The organism is Paenibacillus sp. NPDC056579, from assembly GCF_042793215.1.
In the GTDB taxonomy this organism is placed as follows: domain Bacteria; phylum Bacillota; class Bacilli; order Paenibacillales; family NBRC-103111; genus Paenibacillus_S.
This window is the reverse complement of record NZ_JBHTVD010000001.1, coordinates 673873-694294: the sequence shown is the minus strand read 5'-3', so window position 1 is coordinate 694294 and position 20422 is coordinate 673873. Positions and strand designations below refer to the sequence as shown.

The 20422-nt window shown below is 51.2% G+C and carries 15 protein-coding genes; all 15 read right to left on the bottom strand.

The window, feature by feature from the left end; genetic code table 11:
* Positions 1-186: 186 nt before the first annotated feature.
* Positions 187-348 carry a hypothetical protein gene (locus ACFQ88_RS03205; protein WP_239634987.1) on the bottom strand — a complete coding sequence of 54 codons (162 nt, stop codon included), beginning with the start codon at positions 346-348 and terminating at the stop codon, positions 187-189.
* A gap of 80 nt (positions 349-428) precedes the next feature.
* Positions 429-1694 carry a glycoside hydrolase family 28 protein gene (locus tag ACFQ88_RS03200; RefSeq protein WP_379451726.1) on the bottom strand — a complete coding sequence of 422 codons (1266 nt, stop codon included), beginning with the start codon at positions 1692-1694 and terminating at the stop codon, positions 429-431.
* A 117-nt stretch (positions 1695-1811) separates the two neighbouring features.
* A complete protein-coding gene (locus tag ACFQ88_RS03195; protein ID WP_239634985.1) occupies positions 1812-1973 on the bottom strand; it encodes a hypothetical protein in 162 nt (53 codons plus the stop codon).
* 258 nt (positions 1974-2231) lie between these two features.
* Positions 2232-2678: a DUF6843 domain-containing protein gene (locus ACFQ88_RS03190; protein ID WP_239634984.1), complete on the bottom strand. Its 447-nt coding sequence runs from the start codon at positions 2676-2678 to the stop codon at positions 2232-2234.
* A gap of 630 nt (positions 2679-3308) precedes the next feature.
* On the bottom strand, positions 3309-5840 hold the full coding sequence (locus ACFQ88_RS03185; RefSeq protein ID WP_379451723.1) for a glycosyl hydrolase family 95 catalytic domain-containing protein: 2532 nt from the start codon (positions 5838-5840) through the stop codon (positions 3309-3311).
* Positions 5841-5940: 100 nt separating this feature from the next.
* The gene (locus ACFQ88_RS03180; protein ID WP_379451721.1) at positions 5941-7446 is read right to left on the bottom strand and encodes an extracellular solute-binding protein; all 1506 of its coding nucleotides are present in this window, start codon (positions 7444-7446) and stop codon (positions 5941-5943) included.
* Between the two features lie 57 nt (positions 7447-7503).
* Positions 7504-8382 carry a carbohydrate ABC transporter permease gene (locus tag ACFQ88_RS03175; RefSeq protein ID WP_239634981.1) on the bottom strand — a complete coding sequence of 293 codons (879 nt, stop codon included), beginning with the start codon at positions 8380-8382 and terminating at the stop codon, positions 7504-7506.
* A gap of 28 nt (positions 8383-8410) precedes the next feature.
* On the bottom strand, positions 8411-9382 hold the full coding sequence (locus ACFQ88_RS03170; RefSeq protein ID WP_379451718.1) for an ABC transporter permease: 972 nt from the start codon (positions 9380-9382) through the stop codon (positions 8411-8413).
* A 155-nt stretch (positions 9383-9537) separates the two neighbouring features.
* The gene (locus ACFQ88_RS03165) at positions 9538-11796 is read right to left on the bottom strand and encodes a helix-turn-helix transcriptional regulator (protein WP_379451716.1); all 2259 of its coding nucleotides are present in this window, start codon (positions 11794-11796) and stop codon (positions 9538-9540) included.
* Positions 11797-12030: 234 nt separating this feature from the next.
* On the bottom strand, positions 12031-12936 hold the full coding sequence (locus ACFQ88_RS03160) for an acetamidase/formamidase family protein (protein ID WP_379451714.1): 906 nt from the start codon (positions 12934-12936) through the stop codon (positions 12031-12033).
* 30 nt (positions 12937-12966) lie between these two features.
* Positions 12967-14922: a GTP-binding protein gene (locus tag ACFQ88_RS03155; RefSeq protein WP_379453556.1), complete on the bottom strand. Its 1956-nt coding sequence runs from the start codon at positions 14920-14922 to the stop codon at positions 12967-12969.
* A gap of 57 nt (positions 14923-14979) precedes the next feature.
* Entirely contained in the window at positions 14980-15954 is a 975-nt protein-coding gene (locus tag ACFQ88_RS03150; protein WP_239634978.1) for an aldo/keto reductase, read from the bottom strand.
* Positions 15955-16028: 74 nt separating this feature from the next.
* Positions 16029-17423: a sulfatase family protein gene (locus ACFQ88_RS03145; RefSeq protein WP_379451712.1), complete on the bottom strand. Its 1395-nt coding sequence runs from the start codon at positions 17421-17423 to the stop codon at positions 16029-16031.
* A 25-nt stretch (positions 17424-17448) separates the two neighbouring features.
* On the bottom strand, positions 17449-19038 hold the full coding sequence (locus tag ACFQ88_RS03140) for an endo-alpha-N-acetylgalactosaminidase family protein (protein ID WP_379451710.1): 1590 nt from the start codon (positions 19036-19038) through the stop codon (positions 17449-17451).
* A 36-nt stretch (positions 19039-19074) separates the two neighbouring features.
* A complete protein-coding gene (locus ACFQ88_RS03135) occupies positions 19075-20229 on the bottom strand; it encodes an alginate lyase family protein (protein WP_379451708.1) in 1155 nt (384 codons plus the stop codon).
* Between the last annotated feature and the right edge of the window lie 193 nt (positions 20230-20422).

Here is a 20422-nt window from a genome sequence, read left to right as displayed (position 1 = left end):
CAGCCTCTTAAAGACTAGCATCTAAATGTAAACTGGTATGTAAGATAGATATAAAAGTATTGTAAATTTGTGTTTAACAGGAATATATTGGGAATGAAATAATGAACCCTCCTTGAGGAGCGCGAAAAAAGGAGCCAAGCGGCTTGCGCCTGCTTAGCTCCTTTACAATCCTCATAGATTTATTCATCAGGCATGGTACTTACCTGCCGGTGCATCCAGTACCCACTCCAGCATTTCAATTTTACCCCTGATTTCTTTTATTTCCTGTTCATCGCGGGTGGAATCCAATCTTTGCGCCATTTGCTCCAGTTGTATTATCATTCGTTTAATTTGATCGACTGATCTCATGCTACAATCCCCCACAGCGTTCTTTAGATCCGATTGTAACATATTCCTTCATGGTGCTGCGAATCAAGCGGATTCAGCAGCTATTGCTGCATTCCCGTGACATCTACGAGGACCATCTCAGGCCGAAGATCCGGCTGCATGGTCTTAAGCGTTACCTGCTTAAGAGTAATACCCTTTACATGCCGCAAAAACATCCCGTACGCCGGAGCAGTACCGAACATGTAATATTCCGGATAAGCCGTCTCCAGCTCCGGAATGGCGTGATAATCGATCTCCTCCGTCGTCCCTCCGGGAAAGGTAATGTCGACATTGTCGAAGACGATGTTCTCTACCGGGTGGCCCGGGATACCGGATATGCACACGGCGCTTTTTCGATCAGGCAGCTCCTTTACGTTGGCTTTGATGTTCCGGAATACGATATTGCGCAGAACCCCCGCCGATTTACTCTGCTGACCTTCCATATAGGTTCTCAGTCGGCTCCCGAGACGAAGAAAGATAGGTCCGCTCACCTGCTCCATGGTTATATCGCTCAGCTCGACATGCTCCAGAGGGGCGCCATCCACGGTCAACAGCTTGATACCGCATCCGTTAGTATCATAAATGTAGCAGTCAGCAACGGTAACATGGCGGAATCCGCCCAACGACTCCGTTCCGAACTTGATGCCTGCCCAGTTGCTTCTGAGCTTACAATGGCGAATTGCAATATATTCACAGGAAGCCACTGTTGTGCTTTTGAGCACAATCGCATCGTCCCCGGTATCGATGTCACAATCGTGAATACGGACATGGGAGCAGCTGTCGATGTCGATGCCGTCATTATTGGAATTGACCCGGCTGCGGATAGTTACACCTGTAATGTCCACCTCGCTGCATTCGTGATAATGAGAAACCCATGCAGCGGAATCTTTTAATGTGACACCTTGCATTTCGATCCCATGACAGCGGACAAATCGAACAAGAAAAGGCCTCACTCCCGTGTAGCCGCGATCCTTGCGGAAGTACTCTCCTTGCCCGTCTATAGTCCCTTCCCCCGTAATGGAAATCCGTTCCGCTTCCTCTGCATAAATCAGGCTGATCCCTCTCTTTTGTCCTACACCGTCAATAAAGCAGCCGATATCGTCACGATAATCGGCAATATCGATGCTTCCAACCAGCACAGCACCCGCATCCAGATGAAGCCGTATCCCGCTTCGCAATACAATCGTTCCGATCCGATAAATTCCCGCAGGAACAAGAACGACCCCTCCGGACCGTCCAGCTTCATCAATAGCCGCCTGAATCGCGAGCGTATCGTTCGTTTGCCCGTCTGCTGCCGCACCAAAGCTTGTTACGTTAAACGTGTTCAACTTGAATGACCCCCCGCTCTTAGAAACTTGTAATTGCCCGAATTATATCATTCCTGCACGTAATATATAGGTGTTAATATCGATTGTTTATGGCATCATGTCTTAACTTTTTCCCGTCTATTCTTTTTGGATATTCGAAATCTTCCATTCCTTATTTTTCATATCCAATGTGACAATGATATCTTCGTTCTGATCACGATTGCCGTTATCCAAAGAATGAAACCCGTCATTATATTGAAAGCTTACCTTCACTACCGCATGATTCCGATTCACTTGCATCGACTTGACTTCTCTATTAATTAATGTGCCAATGTAGAGATTTTCCTCCGAAAACACTTTAAAAGCAGGGGAATTGGTTTCAGCCAATCTTAATAATGGCAGCTTACTCTCTGTTTGCATTGCCGTGAACAACGAATCGATAACCTTCGTAATATCCGTATCCTCACTTTGTCTGGAACACCCGGAAGCCGCTAGTATAAGGATAAGAAGAAACAGGAGATGCTTACCTTTCATAGTTCGTGTTAGATTCAATCCTGCCTACTCTCCCCATGCACGAAAATGTTCCCCGCACTTCGTGCGCGTTATTTTCAAGTAATTATACCTAATGGTCACTCCCCCTGATTCCGTAGCACCATTTCCCCCAACATAAACACAGCTTGTATCGATGGCCGTTCTCCTCCCGTCGGCGGTAACATAGTAATACTGATCGGTAACCGTTCCATATTCCATATCCGGCTTGGAGGTGTCATAGGTTCCATCGCTGCGAATAGGAATGACATCATATTTTCCTTCTTTGGCAAGCAAAGGAGCTCCCTGCACATTGTAGGTCACCTGGATCTTTCCCTCGAATCCCTCGGGAATCAAATAAATATCATTAGTGGCCGACGTATTGACGGACATGATCCCAACAACGATCAGACCAACTGTAATGATTACGAAAACCGCAAGGAAGCTCCATAGGAGTAGCTTTAGATATTTTGACAAAATAGGTATCACCTTTTCAAATCATTTTTATCGTAAATATTGAGTTTAGTAGAGTATCAATCAATATCGATATCACTTAGCGGGATTACAACCCACTTGAATAGCACCACTGTAAAAGCAATCATAATAAAGAACCAAATCATGTGGATTTTGTTTAACCAGCCTGCTTCCATGTAGTGCTTGAATGAACGATAGAGAACAATATAAACCGGCAGAATGGAAGCCGTTAGTGCTAAGAAATAAATCGGTCCGTTATACCAATACTGTGTCAGATATTCGTAACCGAACCCTATTAATGCAACCCATACGGTAACTAAGGACATCCAAAACAATGTATATTTCATCAAGGATGACTTGGTAGGAACAGATAAATTCCAACCGCACTCTTTACAATGCCCTACTTCTATACAGCTTCTGCATAAGTATCGGCGACAATTAGGACATCGACGTACGGAGTCCGTTTGTTTATGTGTAGAGCAAATCATGAGACCTCCCGACTTTTTTGCAAATTTCTGTCATTTCATTAGACGCATGGCGCCAGCCAGATGTTCCGTTATCCAAAACAAAAAGCCGCTAATTTCAGCGGCATTAGTCAAATTATCTTGTTATCACCTGATATTATTGCATTCCCTATTGTGTTCTCGTAATCGTATAGACGGTACCCGGACTAGTTTCAAAAGCAAGCATAGAGCCTTGAAGCGTGATTGCCTCCCGCTCCTCTTGCACTACGGAGATTCCCGTATCGCCCCATGGATTACGGAATCTGCAAGTGCCGCCAAGCGTGGACACGATGCGGATCGAATCGATCACCCCTTGACGAATCGCCGATGTCACCCTGAAGCCGCCCTGGCACCAGAGAGAGAATTCCGCGTCCCAATCCTTCGGACACGCAGGGAACACGTTGATGACGGACTCTTTGCCCGGACCGCCAGGCTGGCTCTGACAGACGGCATACTGCAATCCGCTCGCTACGTTGCCCAACCGCTGCGCGCTGATCGCATTGACTCCTTCCCGGACGGTCAACCGGTTATCGTAAAACTTGATTCGCCCGGTGTCCTGATAATAGCAATATTCCCGGTCTGCGTTAATGCACTCCAGCTGCGCCAGCACCGCTTGCTTAAAGCCTTCGGCATGGCCCATGCCCGCCAGCATGGACGCAACGGACGACATCTCCGTCGCCGCCCTGCCCCAATCTCCTCCCAGCTGGGTTTCCTGAAAAGCAAGGGTTGCGGCCCCGGTCTCAAACCAGTCCGGTTGATCATAGGCCGTCTCCAAGGAACACAGATGAAAATACCGCATCGGCTCCGTCGCAAAATCTCTTCTCTCGTCCAGCACCTTGCCGATAGCTCCTACCCAAATCGCAGGCTCGTTCTCCCCAGTCTTGAATACGGCTTCGGGATGATCGCTTTTGGGAATGGGAGCCAAATTGCGGTAAAACTCCTCCCATACCGGGATCATATCGGCGTCCACGCCAAGAAGGTCCGCCGCCTTGAGCAGCACGGGCATAATCCCGTACAGCGAAGACATCACCTGGATCGTATCTTTGCCGCCGATATATTTTTCCCCGCTGATGGTGTTGTACATATGGTATTTGCCGTCGTCTTCCTTCCGCATAGACGGATAATTGCGCAAAAACTCCGCCGCCCCTTTGATCATCGGATAAGCCCGGTCTCTCAGCCATTCCACGTCCCGGGTGAATTCATAATAATTCCAATAATGATAAGCGATGCCCGCAATATTGCCGAACATATGGGATGTAGAACCAAAGGGCCCCCAGCTCTTGTCCGTGTACACCAGCTCACCGTCGATCCACTGCTCATGCCCCTTCCAATTCCAGCGGCTTTCGTGCGGGTGCTTCTTGTGGGCGTATCGTTTGAACTTCTCCGAGCGTTCCTCCCAAGGCTTTTGCAGCAGGTACAGCTCTCTCATCTCCGCTGCGATATCCTCCGGCAGCTCGTCTACTCCGTTAAACCATACCGTCTCCGGGATGTAGATCCCCTTACTCCCCCACTGCTGCTCCGCCGCTCGGGCACAGGAATCGTACATCCCCGAGTACATGCTGAAATAAGGCTGCATGAGCTCATAATGACCCGTCGCGAGAATCGCGTTGTAGTACAGCCTCAGGTTGCTCCACCACTGCATAGCGCCCCAATGGCGGAGATCGCCGCGCGGACTTAGCAGCATGCCGCCGAAATTCGGCGCATAGTTTCCTCTGCGGGAGTTCGACGCCATCAGATACACATAATAGGTATAATGCTTTTCCACCAATTCGGCGCTGCCGTCTTCGCTGCTTAACCGGATGTAAGACTTGGTCCAGAATTCGTTCCACCAGGATCTGTGCTCCTGCAGCATCTGCTCGTAGCCTGCAGCACGTGCGGCTTCCAGCTGTTTCACCGCTGCAGCCGTAATGTCCTCGTTCCTATCAAAAGTCGCTGCGCTGGCGACCAGAATCTCAAAGCCGCCCGATGCCGGACTGACGCACAAGCGCATTTCCGTTTCATTCGGCTGTCCCAGCACCCTGCTTGCCCGGAAATCGCATACAGGCTCGCGGCCGCCTGCCTCGTCATTCATCCGGATGACGCCATCCCGGTCGGAGATGCCCACCGCAACAACGGATGAGCAGTAATAATCGCCTTCTGTGAATTCCTGCTTCAGCAGCATCATGCCGTTCCTCATGCTAAGTGTGGAAACGGCCAAATGGCTCTTCGTCTGAACTTCCGCCGGGCGAAGCATTTTCAGCTTAATGTTAATTCCTTGCGGCTTGTCTCTCTCATCCGCCACCTTAATGGCGAACACATCGCTGTGATCGTACGCAAAAGCCTCCAGCCTCACACCGTTTCCCTGAATCGTGGCAAGTGCATCATATAAGCTCAAATGCTGGCGGATCGTACCGTCCTGGAACACGTCCTCGCCATAATCGACGAAATCGATATCCACAAAGCCGCATGCATAGCCGTAATCCATGTGTCTTTGATTGAAGCTGTTCGTGGAGCGGTCGTTAGCATATACGTCCACCCGATTGACCTGAAATTTGACGGCGGAAGGCGATGTCCACAGCAGACTTCCCATAACGCCATTGCCGATGGGCAGTCCGCCCTCGCTTCGTTTGACATTGTGGCTGTAATGCAAATCTCCGTGCGATACAAGCTCTTTGTAGTCCATCCTGAATCACGCTCCCATATATATTATCCATCGCTTTCCATAAGAGCGGACCAGAACCTTCGTCCTGATCCGCCCCTACTTCTATGCTGCATGTAGAAGATTATTTTTTATTTTTGCTATACAGCTCGGTATATTCCTTAATGACATCATTGCCGCCAAGCTGCTTCCAACGGTCGATCTCCTTGTTGTAGCCGGATTCATCGATCACACCCATGATGAATTTGATTTTGGCGTCATCGATTATTTTTTTGTTGGTCGACAGCTTTTTCTTGCCGTCATCGCTCAAGATGAGTCCGAAGGTGGCGTCCGCAACCCCATACTGCTTGATTTCCTTCAATGCGGACTCGGCTTCCTTCGCGAGCGTCGTGCCGTTGTTTATGAGATCCAGACGCATAGCCAAATGGACTACGGGCACCACTTCTTTGTTGTATTTCGTGTCGTCCAAAATTTTGGTCACGCCGTTCTCTTCTTTGTAATGAACTCCATCGACGCCGAGCATGACGGTTTTGATTAATTTGTCGTCCGCCATTTTGTCAAAGAAGCTGAGAATCTTCCTCAGGTCGGCTTCGGTTTTCACGCTGGATTTCGGGAACATATACATGCCGTTGTAGCCGCTGCTAGTATGGACGCGCTTCTGTCCGGTCGTCGAGACCAATGCCGGGATGATGTGGACATCGGCTCCAGGCAGCGTTTTGCCCAGATAGGAGAAGGAGTCGCCACGGTAATTCTCGGCAATATTGCCCCGAATGCCGATTTTCCCCTTGCTCCAGTCGTCCGACACATTCGCGCTAGGCACTGTGGCGAAATCCTGATTCAATATTTTCTCGTCGTACAGCTTTTTCATAAATTTCAAATAATCCATATATTCTTTGGTCATGAAATCGGGAACCATCTGGTTGTTCGCATAGCCCCAGCCGTTCGGAGCGCCGAACAGAAGCGGGAACGTGTACGTGCCAAGATCCTTGTTCTCGGTAATGCCCCACGTGTTTTGCTTCCCGTCCTTATCCGGATCGTTATACGTAAACGCCTTAAGCACCTGATAGTATTCGTCCACAGTTTTTGGCGGCTCCTTGATGCCCACATTATCGAGCCAGTCCTTACGGAAATACAGCACAATTCTTTCCGGGTACCGTCCGCGGTAGAGCCCGTATATTTTCCCGTTGATCCGGGTATTGTTCAGCGTATTCTTATCCAGCTTGCTCAGATTGGGATAGTCTTTCAGGAAAGGCTCCACGTCCCAGAAAAATCCGTTTTGTGCGGCGCTGACAATAACCGTATCCTGCGGATTGACAACAAGCATCGCTTGAGGCAAATCTCCCGAGGCCATCGTCACGTTTAATTTATCCGTGTAGTTGGAATTCAGCACCCACGTAATGTCCAATTTGGTGTTGGTTACCTGCTCGATATGCTTGACCACGGGATTATCCGCCGTCGGCGGCTCCGCACTCTCGTACTGGCTCATCATTTTAATGGTCTTCGGGCCAGAATCCGACGGGTTCGTAGCTGTTGGCGTCGGCGAATTGCTGCTGCAAGCCGTCAAGGCTGAGATGAAAACCGTGAACAATGCTAGCGATGCTGCCGACTTGTTCAACCTGCCTCTTTTCATAAAATCAACCCTCCATTTTATTTGTACTGTATGATGAGCTCTCTAATGAGCTGACACCTATTCTTTAACCGACCCGAGCAGCACGCCTTTGGCAAAATGCTTTTGCAGGAAAGGATACACAATCAGAATCGGAAGCGTAGACACGACGATCACACTCATCTGAATCGTCTTGCCCGGAGGAATCGCGCCTTCGAAGGAATTGGCCGAATCGCCGATCCCCGTTTGCGACAAAATGACGATGGTGCGCAGCCACACCTGAATCGGAAATTTGGCGGAGTCGTTAATATACAGCAGTGCATTGAAGAACGTATTCCAATGGCCGACCGCATAAAAGAGCGTCAGCGTAGCCAGAGCGGGCATCGATAACGGAATGACGATACGAAACAGCGTTTGCAGGTCGTTGCAGCCGTCGATCCGGGCCGAATCCTCCAGCTCATCCGGCAGCTGCATGAAAAAGTTTTTCAATATAATCAAGTAAAATGCGCTGATCGCACTTGGAAATAACAGTGCGCCATACGAATTCAAGAGCCCGAGACTCTTGATCACCAGGTAGGTCGGAATCATCCCGCCGCTGAACAGCATGGAGAAGATGACCATCAGCATAACCGGACGTCGGAAGCGAAGGCGCTTCGCAGCCAGCGGGAAAGCCATCAAGGAAGTGAGCACGATATTGAGGGCCGTACCTGCGATCGTAATAAAGATCGTCACTAGCAGCGAGCGCGGGATGATGTTCGTGCTGAATATATAGCGATACGCTTCTAGCGAGAATTGCTCCGGAATGAGAATGAAGTTTTTTTGCAGCGCCTCCGCCGGCGACGCGAACGAACCGGTCACGTTAAGCAGGAACGGAATAACCGTAACGAAAGCCATAAGGAACAATAGGACATAATTGAGGACGTCGAATAACAGTCCGCCCCAGGAACGTTGAGCATGCATTGCCTTCTCTCCTTTCCCCTGTTTCCGGTTAGTAAATCCCTTCCTCGCCGAACCTCTTCGCCAACCGGTTCGTAATTAATACGAGCAGCAGCCCGACGACCGATTTGAACATGCCTACCGCCGCACTGAAGCTGAACTGGCCGCCTTGAATCCCAACGGTGTATACATACGTGTCGAATACTTCGCCGACCTCGCGGTTCAGCGCATTCAGCATAAGGAAGATTTGCTCGAACCCGGTATCCAGGAACGATCCCAAACGCAAAATCAGCAGGATGACGATAGTGCTTCGAATCGAAGGCAGCGTAATATGATACAGCTGCTGCAGACGGTTCGCCCCGTCCATCCTGGCCGCCTCGTACAATTGCGGATTGACGCCGGCCAGCGCCGCCATAAAGATGATCGTTCCCCAGCCGGTTTCCTTCCAGATCACTTCCAATGTCACCATCGTCCGGAACCAGGCCGCACTGTCAAGAAAATGGATTTTGTCAAAGCCGAACGTTTGAATCAGCTCATTTACAATGCCGTCTTTGATCGTGAAGAAAATATAAAAGAAAGAGACGACGATAACCCACGATAAAAAGTGCGGAACGTAGATGAGCGAAACGACGATTTTTTTAAACCACTCGTGTCTTAGTTCGTTAAGCATAAGCGCCACGATGATCGGCAGCGGGAAAAAGAAGAATATGTTGTACACGGCCAAAACAACCGTATTGCGAAGCAGCATCCAGAAATCTGGGCCAGTAAATAAATACTTGAAGTGGTAAAAGCCGACCCACTCGCTTTTCATAATCCCGAGGAACGGCATATAATTTTGAAACGCAATGACTAGCCCCCACATAGGTAAATAGCGGAAAACAAGAAAATACAGCACGCCCGGAAGCAGCATAAGGTAAAGCCAGCGGTCTCTGATCAGCTCTTTTACGAATCGGTCCATTTTCCCGTTGGTCCTTACACTCGCTGAAACAGGCTTATCCCGGGCCTCATTTGCAAGCGTATTCATTTTCATATCCCCCTTCTGTCCGGTCTCCTTCCGTAACATACCAAGACCGATCCCCGATAGTAAATAATCCGTTCCGCACTACTCTAAAGATCACCATTTTCGGCTGAACTATCGATAATCCTTAGTGCAGTCGTGCAGGGATTATCGGCTCTCCATCAGCGTTTGGCCGCAAGTTCCCTATACTGCTTGGGCGTCATCCCTTCCAGCTTACGAAAGGAACGAATAAAATTTTGCGAGTTGCTGAACCGGAGCTTCTCCGCGATATCCTGCACAAGGTCATCGGTTTCGACGAGGAGCTTCTTGGAAATGGTCAGTCGGTGGTGGGATAAATAATCGCTGAAGCTGCTGCCCGTCTCCCTCTTGAACATTTGGCCCAAATAGTTCGGGTTGTAATGCAGGCGGGATGCGCAGCCTTCCAGCGTCAGATCCGAATCGTACTCGTCGTGGATCATTTGAATGAGCATTTTCGTAATATTTCTTTGCTGTGTCTCGCTGCGCGTCATCATTTCTTCGATGATCGGCTCTACAATCTGACGGTATAACCACTCTTCCGTCTCTTGAGCGGACGTCTGCAGCAATTGATCCAGCTGGTTAAAGATCGGCTTGTCTTTCAGCAGCTTGAGGAACCTTTCCTCGGAGTGATGGGAAATTTTGATCAAATCGATAATCAGCAGAAAAGTAAACATCGTGCCATTCCGGTAATCGTGCTGGCCCGAGAAAATTTCCATGATAAAAGCATGGAGGCATTGCCTGGACTGGTTCAAGTCGCCGAATTTGGCGGCTTCGGTTAATTCCTTCACGAGGTGCGTCGGGTATTTCGCCTTCGCCGTTTCGGCCGCATCGGCTTCAGCAGCGAAGAGTATCGCCTCCCGCCCATAGGTTATCCGCGACTTGAGCGCATCCGCCGCTTCATGGAATGCATCCCCGGCCTGTACCGATTTGGTGAAGGGCAGACTGATGCCGATGCTGATTTGCAGACGCAAATATTGCTTGATCGCCTGTTGAATGGAGCGCGACAGCAAGTACATGTCTTCGCGCAGCGCCTCTTCGCTGCGATGGTTCACTCCTATCAGAATGACGGCCATATTATGAATAATGACAGGGTCCAGCACCAAGTCTTCGTCGGCGACCTCTGCCCCCATGTTTTTCACGGCAAACAGCAGCAGGTCTTTATCGGCCTCTTTATACACCGTTCCTTCCAGCGTATCGATTTGGATGACCAGGACGCCGAACTGGCTCCATGGAGCGGGATGGCCCCATTTCTTATCGATCTCGTGCTGCTTGACCTCCCCTTGGAACAGCTTGAAGGCAAAAAAATCGTTCAGCTGCTGCGACTGAATGCTGAGCTGCCCTTGCAGCTTGCGGCTATCTTGAAAAAACAGCTGCAGCCTGCTGTTCATGAAGTCCAGCTCATTGCTTTGCTGCACCGTTTTCTCGTTGGAATGCAAGGCCACAAGCTGATACAGCCGCTTAATCGGCGAATACAGTCTTTTCGATCCGAATAATGAAAACACAAAAAACACGCTAATCACAAGAAACCCGGTAACAAAAATAAACAAACCGATAAACCGGGAATCTCGCCTTGCCTCCAAAGTGGATACGATGGATACATAGGTCCACTTGTATTTGGCGGATTGCATGTAAATGATCGAATAATCGGTTTTCCCCAGCTTGGTGAGGAACGTGCCCTTCGGGGATTGCTGTATTCTTGAATGAATCTGGTCAATCAACGCGTCGACATCCGCTTGTACCAGCTTATACTGAGTCAAGCCGCGGATCATCTGGCCGTTCGCGTCGATCAGCGTCATTTCCCCCAATTCCTTACTGGCCATCAGCTCTTGATTGATATCGTGGCTCGACACCTTCGTTCGAATCATGCCTGTGAATTGCTGAAATGTCGGAAAAGGAACCTTCAATATGTATTGAAAATAATCGGCATTCAGCTTCGTCCATGTCGAGCCGGTGACGGATTGCCTCAGCCCCTCTATTTCTTCACCGTTATACGCCTCGGTCAGCGCGACAACCCCGCCGTTGCGAAGCACCCAGCCCTTGTCCAAATTAATGACTTCGATGTTATTAATAATGGAATCGTGCAGGTATAGGGAGCTGATCTCGAGCACCATGCTCCTGACCTTCAAATAATTGTCGTAGCTAATTCCGGTTAAATCGTCCTCCAAAATAGCGGTGAAGCTCGGCGATAAAGATAATTGAACGATAGCCGCTTCAATGGACTGCAGTGAATTTTCCAATTGGAGCTGCGTTTGGGTCAACAGCTGTGTGTTAACGGTTTGGATCTTCTCGTTCAGCGCTCCGGATGTTTTCCAATAAGCGATATACCCGAGGAAGGATACGGAAATGATGACCAATGCAATGTTGAAGGCCAATAATTTTACGAAGTAGCTCTTCTTCGTCATGATCATTCTCCTGTCTGGTGAAAATGATGAATCCGGAACCGCATTGTAAGCGCATCCAATTATAGATTCGGGAAAAGTTAGGCTGCCTAACTATTAAGGCAAACCGGTTCTGGGAATAGCCGTCATCGACAATGGTGTATCTTAACCCAATCAATGACGGCAACCAGACTGCCCCAGCTCCAATGTCCGAAGCATCCTGCTTCTGGATACGGCCTTGGAGCTACAGCCCCGGAACTACAGCATAGACAAGACTGCTTTCGGCATTTTACAGACGACACTGTATGCCGGATTGAACACATTGGCCACTTCATACTCGACCGCTTGGCCCAAGAGAAGACTCGCTTCCGTATCGCTTAAGCCATAATTGTCGCGAAGCAGCGAGAGCATCTCTGTCGTCGCATGCTGAAGCGCCTGGTCCAACGGCCGGGCATTGCCGATGCAAAACCAGTGCGTACCCGACTCCCCTCTAGGCCATCGGATGGTTTTCCCTTTATGCAGCTTGACGGAAAAACGGACATCCAAGCTGATTTCCACTCCGGTTCCCGCGATTTCCCCATCCCCTTGAAGGGCATGACCATCGCCCAGGTGGAAAAGCGCTCCCTCCGCAAATACCGGAAAATAGGCGGAAACACCGGCTGTAAATCCTTTATAATCCATATTTCCGCCATGCTCGCCGCTAGTCGCCGTAGAAATGGCCTGGCCTCTCGAAGGGGCAACCCCGAAGCAACCGAGAAATGGACGCAAAGGCAATTTCAAGTTCGCTAATCCGGGGCTCGGCTGCTCCAAAGCGGCGACACCTTGACCGACGTCCACGGCCCACCGCACGATTTCCGACGGCGGCAGCGCCGTGCCGGGGTCAACGACATGGGGAGCCAATACATTGGAGGTCCAGCCCCACTCCCGGTTAGGCGTCATCGACTCGAGCCGAACCTCCAGCGTATCTCCGGGCATCGCACCTTCCACATAAAAGGGACCGGTCATCGGATTCCCCCGTAGCGCGGCACTTTCCCCTCTTTGATCCCAGCCTCTGGCATCGACGGTAGTCGTAATCACCGTATCTCCATCGCTAATATGGAGTACGGGCTGATGCCCGCCTATCGTATTGAAGTAACCATTTGGATTAAATTGATGTACAGCCATGGGTTCCTCCTGCCTTTCTGCCCTCAAGGTTTATAATAGATGCATCTTCGCCTCCGCCTCATCCCATGCTACCGTATAGCCATGTCCCTTGGCGCAAAAAATCGACGAGGAGGTGTACAGCGGGTCCGCATCCTTCCTGTAGCCCTTCCGCTCAATCACTTCTTGTTCGTTGTGACAGAGATCGTAGCCGCCGAAGACGAGCTGGATGCTGCCTCTGCCGTGCGTGAAGGAAGCAAGCTCCGTGCTGTAATTCATAAAAGTAGCTACCGGAACTTGCCCCGTTATGACCGCATGGGTGTCTGTCGTTTGAGGCGGCTCGAAGCGTCCGCTAGCTTTTTGAATGTCGGATAACACCCTGCCCATATCGTCTAGCTCCACTTTGATTTTAAAGTGATAGTAAGGCTCGAGAAGCACGTTGCGCGCTTTCTCCAATCCTTGTCTTAACGCGCGGAAGGTGGCTTCGCGAAAATCTCCGCCGTGCGTATGCTCATTATGCGCTGCGCCCGTCAGCAACGTCACCTTGATATCGGTAACCGGCATCCCCGTCAAGATCCCGTGGTGATCCCGCTCAAAGAGGTGTGTACGGATCAGATTCTGATGGCCAATGGTTAAATCGTTGGCATGGCAGGCATTCATAAACTCCATCCCGCTGCCGCGCTCTCCCGGCTCCAGCCGCAGGTGCACCTCCGCATAATGCTTCAGCGGCTCGAAGTGCCCGTAGCCGTTCACGGCAGATTGAATCGTCTCTTTATATAATATTTCCGGATTGCCGAAAGAGACGTCCAGCCGGAACCGATCTCTAACAATCTGCTCCAGCACTTCAAGCTGAATAACGCCCATCACGTGGATATGAATTTCCTGCAGGCTTTCCTCCCAGACGACGTTCAGCGACGGGTCCTCGGCATCCAAAATCCGAAACGCCTTCAGCACCTCCTTAACGTTCAGCTGGTTATCGAAGATAACCTTGGACTTCAACGTCGGCACCATCTCATAGACCAACCGGTCTGAAAACAAGCCTAGCCCTTGCCCCGCTTCAGCCGCAGTGAGTCCCGTTACCGCGAACAGGTCGCCCGCAGTCACTTGTTCGACCGGCTGCGACTTGTTGCCGTTAACTATGAGAAGCCGGGTAACCTTCTCGCATAGCTGAACTTCATTGGCCGGATAGCACAATTCATCACGGACCTTAAGCGTCCCGCTTAACGCCTTAATGAAGGTCATTCGCACCCCGTTGCTGTCATGTCGAATTTTATAAATGCGCCCGCCGAACGGTGCCTGTTCGTCATAGTCCACTGTCGTTGCTGTATGCAGCTGGTCCAGAAATTCGCTAACCCCGACATCCTGCAACGCGGAGCCGCTTGCACACGGAAAGAGCCGGCGGCTTCGAATCATAGCCTGTAGCGAGCTCAGCCAATATGCATGATCTCTCGTCCCCGCAATGAATTGATCCAGCAAATGCTCGTCCCGCTCCGCCATGCTTTCCATCAAAGCTTCCCCGACGACTCCATCTTTCAGGCTCCCGGTTAACGGGCATACATCCGCCGTCAAATGAAGGCGAATGTCCTCGATGACCCGGTCTGCGTCCGCCCCGGTCCGGTCCGTTTTATTGATGAAAAAGAATGTCGGTACGTTATGCTTATGAAGGAGCTGCCATACTGTTTCCGTATGTCCCTGGATTCCCTCCACTGCGCTAATGATGAGAATGGCATAGTCCATCACCCGGACGGCCCGTTCCATCTCCGGAGAGAAGTCGACGTGTCCGGGCGTATCGATCAAATAATAGGTCGTGCCCTTATACGACATGACGGCTTGATCTGCGAAGATGGTAATACCTCTTGCCTTTTCTATTGTATGGGCGTCGAGGTAAGCATCCTTGTGATCGACTCTGCCTCTCTCCCGAATACTATTTGTATAATACAGCAGCTGTTCGGCGAACGTGGTTTTACCTGCATCCACATGGGCGAACATGCCTATCGTAATTTTGCTCATCATGTCACCTGTATTCCCAAATGGCAAGGGCACCCGCGGGTGCCCTTGCGCTCAGTCTTATTTTCTGCGGGGTCCGCTTCCAAACGGCGGAGAATAAATAAATTCCTCACTCGCTTCATCGAGCGCGTTCAGAACATCTCCGCTAAGCTCCAGGCTCGCCGCCTTCAGATTCTCGTCGATCTGCGATTCACGGGTCGCTCCGGCGATGACCGTGCTTACCGCAGGTTGATGCATCAGCCAAGCGAGCGAAAGCGCCGTAGCCGATGTTCCGATCTCGGCCGCGATGTTGGCTACACGCTCGCCCAATGCCATTCTGGCGGTGTCCATCCGCGACGCGAAGTTAGGGTTCTTGTCCAATTGGGACCCGCTTGGTACGGCTCCGCCCGAATATTTGCCCGTCAGAATTCCTCCGGCCAGAGGGAAGTAAGGAATGACTCCTATGCCTTGATCTTTGCAGAAGGGAATCAGCTCCCGCTCCACTCCGCGGTCCGCCAACGAATAGCCCGGTTGAACGGATACATATTTGATCAATCGTTGATTTTCGCTAACGGCCAGAGACTTCATCATTTGCCAGGCCGAATAATTCGAAGCGCCGACATATCTCACTTTACCGGAAGTGACCAGGTCGTCCAACGCACGGAGCGTCTCGTCCAGCGGCGTCTTCGGATCGAAGGCGTGGATTTGATACAAGTCGATGTAATCGGTCCGCAGACGGCGCAAGCTTCCTTCGAGCTCCTGCATAAGATGCTGACGCGAGGAGCCTCTGGAGTTCGGACCGTCTCCGCGCTTCATGCCTGCTTTGGTTGCGAGGATCACCTCATGCCGCCGACCCTCGAACGCTTCTCCGATGATCTCCTCCGACTTCGTACCTGTATAAATATTGGCGGTGTCAATGAACGTAATGCCGTTGTCTGCAGCATGGTGAAGTACACGTATCGATGTATCCTTGTCCGCCCGTCCGCCGAATGCATTCGTACCCAAACCAAGCACCGAAACTTCCAACCCGCTTGTCCCCAAATTCCGATATCGCATACATGACTCCTCCAATACGGTAATTTTACCTATAGTATAACATGGAATTGCGCGGTTCCGTCACTCTTTAACGGCTACATCTCTATTTCCTCAGGCAGCACTTTCCTCTGCCCCGATGGCTTGGAAAGCATCGGAACGATCACCGGCGCCTCTTCGCCCGCTTCGATCATCCGCTGGATCAGGCGCTCCCGCAGTCTTGCACGCACTGCCTCGTGGGACTGGAATTCGACCAGATTGGTCAATTCATAAGGATCCGCTTCCAGGTCGTACAGAAATTGTTCTACGTACTCGGAGGAACCCGAGTCTTTAATCGGGTGGCGCTCTGGGGCATGCACCCCGTATTTCCAGCGCTGTGTCCGGAGCGCTCTGGCGACCTGCGATTCGCTGATCTGTACGAATACATCCTGAGGCCACGGGGATTGGGAATCAGCATCCCCCTTCCGGCGGTTCACCTGCTGCAGCAGCGAACGCCCCTGCATCTGCTCCGGTACGTCAATGCCGGCGGCATCCAGCAGCGTCGGCGGCAGATCGATCAGGCTGACCAGCTCGCGTACGCGGCCTCTTCCGTCAAAGCCAGGGCCGGAGAAGACCAATGGCACCCGGATCGAGCTTTCGTGACAGGAGCGTTTATACTCATTGTTGCGAGTTTTGAAATGGCAGCCATGATCCGAGGTAAACGCAATAACGGTATTGTCCAGCAAATCGAGACTCTTGAGCGCGTCTATCAATCGGCCAAGCGCTTCATCCAACCGCTTCACCATGCCATAGTAGCCGTCCAGGTGCTGATGCGCTGTACCTCCGAGCGCCGCCAAATCGGGCGGTACGTACTGTCCGCCGGCATACTTGCCCTTATAAACGTCCGGAGAAGGGTAATCGTCGCGATGATTTTGATGGTGCGGCTCCAGGTAAGAGAGGAACAGATAGAACGGCTTCTCTTCCGGACGCCCTTCCGCGATATAGCGGATCGCCGCATCTGTCAGCGCATCGACCCGATAGCCGGGAAGCTTAACAGGCTCGTTATCCGCGTTATACAGCAGCGTGCGATAAGCATCGGACGTATGCTCCAGGGAATCGGCGGCCAGCCAGTAGCGGTATCCTCCCCTTCGCTCCTCAGGCACCGGCTCCGTACGCGTGTTGGCCAAATGCCACTTCCCGATATAGGCGGTATCGTAGCCCGCATCATGAAAGGAATGCGCGATAGTTCTTGACCCTTCCGGCAGCGGAATGCCGTTGGTGAAGCAGCCTGAAGCCGTTGCGTACACCCCCGTCTGCAGACAGGAACGGGCGGGGCCGCAAACCGGTTGGCAGGTAAAAGCGAGCGGTACCTGCATCCCGTTCCATGCCATACGATCCAAGTTCGGCGTTAGACCTAGCGGGTTGCCATTGTAGCCTGTCGTATCCCAGCGCTGCTGGTCGGTAAAGAACATAATCACATTAGGTCGCGATTCCGGTTTCTGCACATTGCCCATAGGTCGTCTCCGTTTCTCATTTTTATCATTGTAACGCTGTCCCCGACGGTACGATGGATACAGCCTGTCCTTTGCCAAGCGTTAGAGTAAGCCCGCTTTGACCGACAGCTTGCCCCTTCACCATAGGTGTCAAGCCGTACAATTCAATTGAATAAATATCCACCTGTTCCACCTGCTTCCAGTCTCCAGGCATCGTCCACTCCCGGCTCTCATACCCGTTCCTGCTAAAAGCAAGGATCTCTTTATGCTTCTTCTCGTTCCATAGAGCGGGAACGAATAGATCATGCCCGTCTCTCAGAATGACATCTCCTTGGCGGATTAAGGCAATGTCGTTGTCAATCGAGCTTGTGACGCCTTCCGAGAATGTGACTACTCCGTCAATATCAGACAGCCGCTCAAGCCGGTTCAAGTAATACCAGACCAGCGTCTTACGGCAAAATTCATCCACAAACCCTTCCAGCCGTTCCGGGTCCGTCTTCATCGTCTTCTGTCCCAGCATCGATACTCCGAATCGCGGATCGCCGCCTTCGCCGCCAATGCACAGTGCGGCCGGGACCTTCATCGGATCGAGCTGGCCGAAATGCCACGCCATCGGTTGGAGCCCGAGAAGCGGATCCACTCGATATTTCTTGTCGAATTCCGAGGTGACGTCAACTCCTTGCTCCCGCCAATAACGGAAAATCTTCTTCTGCGTCTCCGTCTCCTCTTCAACGCTGATGTTATGATAAGGACTGATCGTCTCATGCTCCAGACGGGGAATATATTGATGGAACGCATCGATATGGATCGTCCCCGCCTTTTTCAAAGGCAGCATCTGTAGGAGCTGATCGATGCGGATTTGCATGAAGCCCGCATTCCATTCCCGCGTGAAGCTGATAGGATAGCCCCATAAGTATGATTTCAAGCTGCCATCCGCATTGCGTGCAATCAGGTCCTGTTCGATATAAGTGTCCCACATGGGACTGCTCTTATTAATATCGAGCATATTGATATGCAGGCTGACGGTCGTGTTATAGGCAAACGCCTCGTTCATCAGCCATTTGAGACTTTCCAGTGCAGAAGCATCCTGCGGACGCTTCAGCTTCGGATTAACGATATCCCACGCAGGATATCCGGTATCGTGGCCGCCGTACTGCCAGCCGGACAGGTAGACGATTTTGGGAATGCCGCGCGTCAGCGTATCCGTTTTTTTAATCAATTCGAGACTTTGCTCGAACGTACTGAAGACGGTGCCGTCGTTCGAGCAAACGCTGATCTTCATCGTCAGAGTCTGGTGATAGGCATGGTTGAACGGCCGCTCCGGCTCGGGAATGACCATGAAGCGGACGCTGTCCGTCCATGTGTCCCCACTTGGAGCTGTGACAGTTACCGTGACAGTGGCGTTACCGCCCGTACGAGTGCCGGCCCGGACATAGGCGCCTACACCCATTTTAGTCACCGTTGACAGCACTTCTGTATCGCTGCATGAATAGGCCGTCTTATATCCCAGGAAGTTCGCTTCCTTTCCGTCGCTCATTGTCCCGCTCAAAAAGATCCATGCCGGCTCATCCAAACGAAGTGCAGACTTAGTCGCCGTTAACCGGATGGACTGCAATTGCGCCTTGCTGTCTTCCATATTCATTGACTCCTTATATGTCTATATTTGCAGTAATCATCCAAAAGCAGGATACAGCAATTGAATTCGGCTCTGAGCCGTGTTGATGCTGGGTAAACGATCGATGATTCGCTCATACTCTTGTTCATCATAAGCTAAGGCACCTCGCCTTAACAGCTTCATGACCGTATTCATATCCATCGGCTGGATTTGCGGATATGGAAATGCTCCGGGCTCGGTATAGAAAGGCGCTATATAGTCCAAGGCTGCGCGGATTCCCCGGCCGTCGGCCGTCTTGTAATTGTATAAATCTATGCCGAAGGATGCAGCGATAGCTGCCAGATCAAGCCATCCGTCCAGGTTCATGGTCGAATACCCGAGCGCCTTCGTTCGTGCGAGCTCCAGAGGCTGACGTCCATCCGGTTCGATCTGCGATGCAACTCGCAAGATAGCGCTTTCGGTTATTACCCGCTTCGCTATGTCCTTCTCGCCTGTGAACAAGCTGAACACCGCAACCTGTACATCGTAATGCGTGCCGTGATTATTGGCTTGGCTAGCTTCGTCCTGCCCATGATCGCTTTGAAGCAGCCAGTCAAGGTATTGCGTGAACCATGCGATCAGTGTCGACTGATCCTCCGCTGTCCAGGCAGCCGATCCCTCCAACAGCCCTATCGCATTGACAACCTTTAACAGCTCCCTGGTTTCAATGATCCCGATGCCTCTTCCATCACAGATTCCCCGGATACCCTGCCCGTAGTTCAGATGAGGATTCATCCTGGTTTCCTCGTCCATAAACCACGTTCTTAGCAGCTGAGCGGCTTTCTCGGCGAAAGCTTCTTCCCCCGAGTAGAAATAAGCTAAAGCCAGCGTATCCACATGGCTGCTCATATTCCCTATTGCGGAACGGTCCAGCTTGGTCCGCTCGGGATTGACTTCGCCATCCCTCCGAATATACGGCAGCCCATCGGCTGTGTGCGGATTCGGCCACCAATACGGCGCAATGCTCATGTAATCGCGCTTATCTCCGCTCGGAGGCGTAAGAGCTTTATGCACGACGGAGAACGGACCGGCATTCAAGGCATCCGCAGCCTGAGACTTCAGCTTTTGCCAAGCGCCGAGAACCTTTTCATCCTGATTGTGAATCCGTTTCTTGACTTCCAGCAGCAGTGCCGGATCAAGAATAAAAACCTTCGGGGAACGCGTCTGATCCATATAGAGCTACCTCCTCGTCCTAATTCATTGCTACGCAATATTTTATTTTAGAACACATCTGCAAAAAAGGAATGCCTTATGTAAAGAAATATTTGCACTTTTCTAACAACTTTCTCTAATAACAATCTATTGAAGCCCATATAGCCTTTATCAATGAACCATAACGACTAGGCACCACCTATGGCAGCTCAGC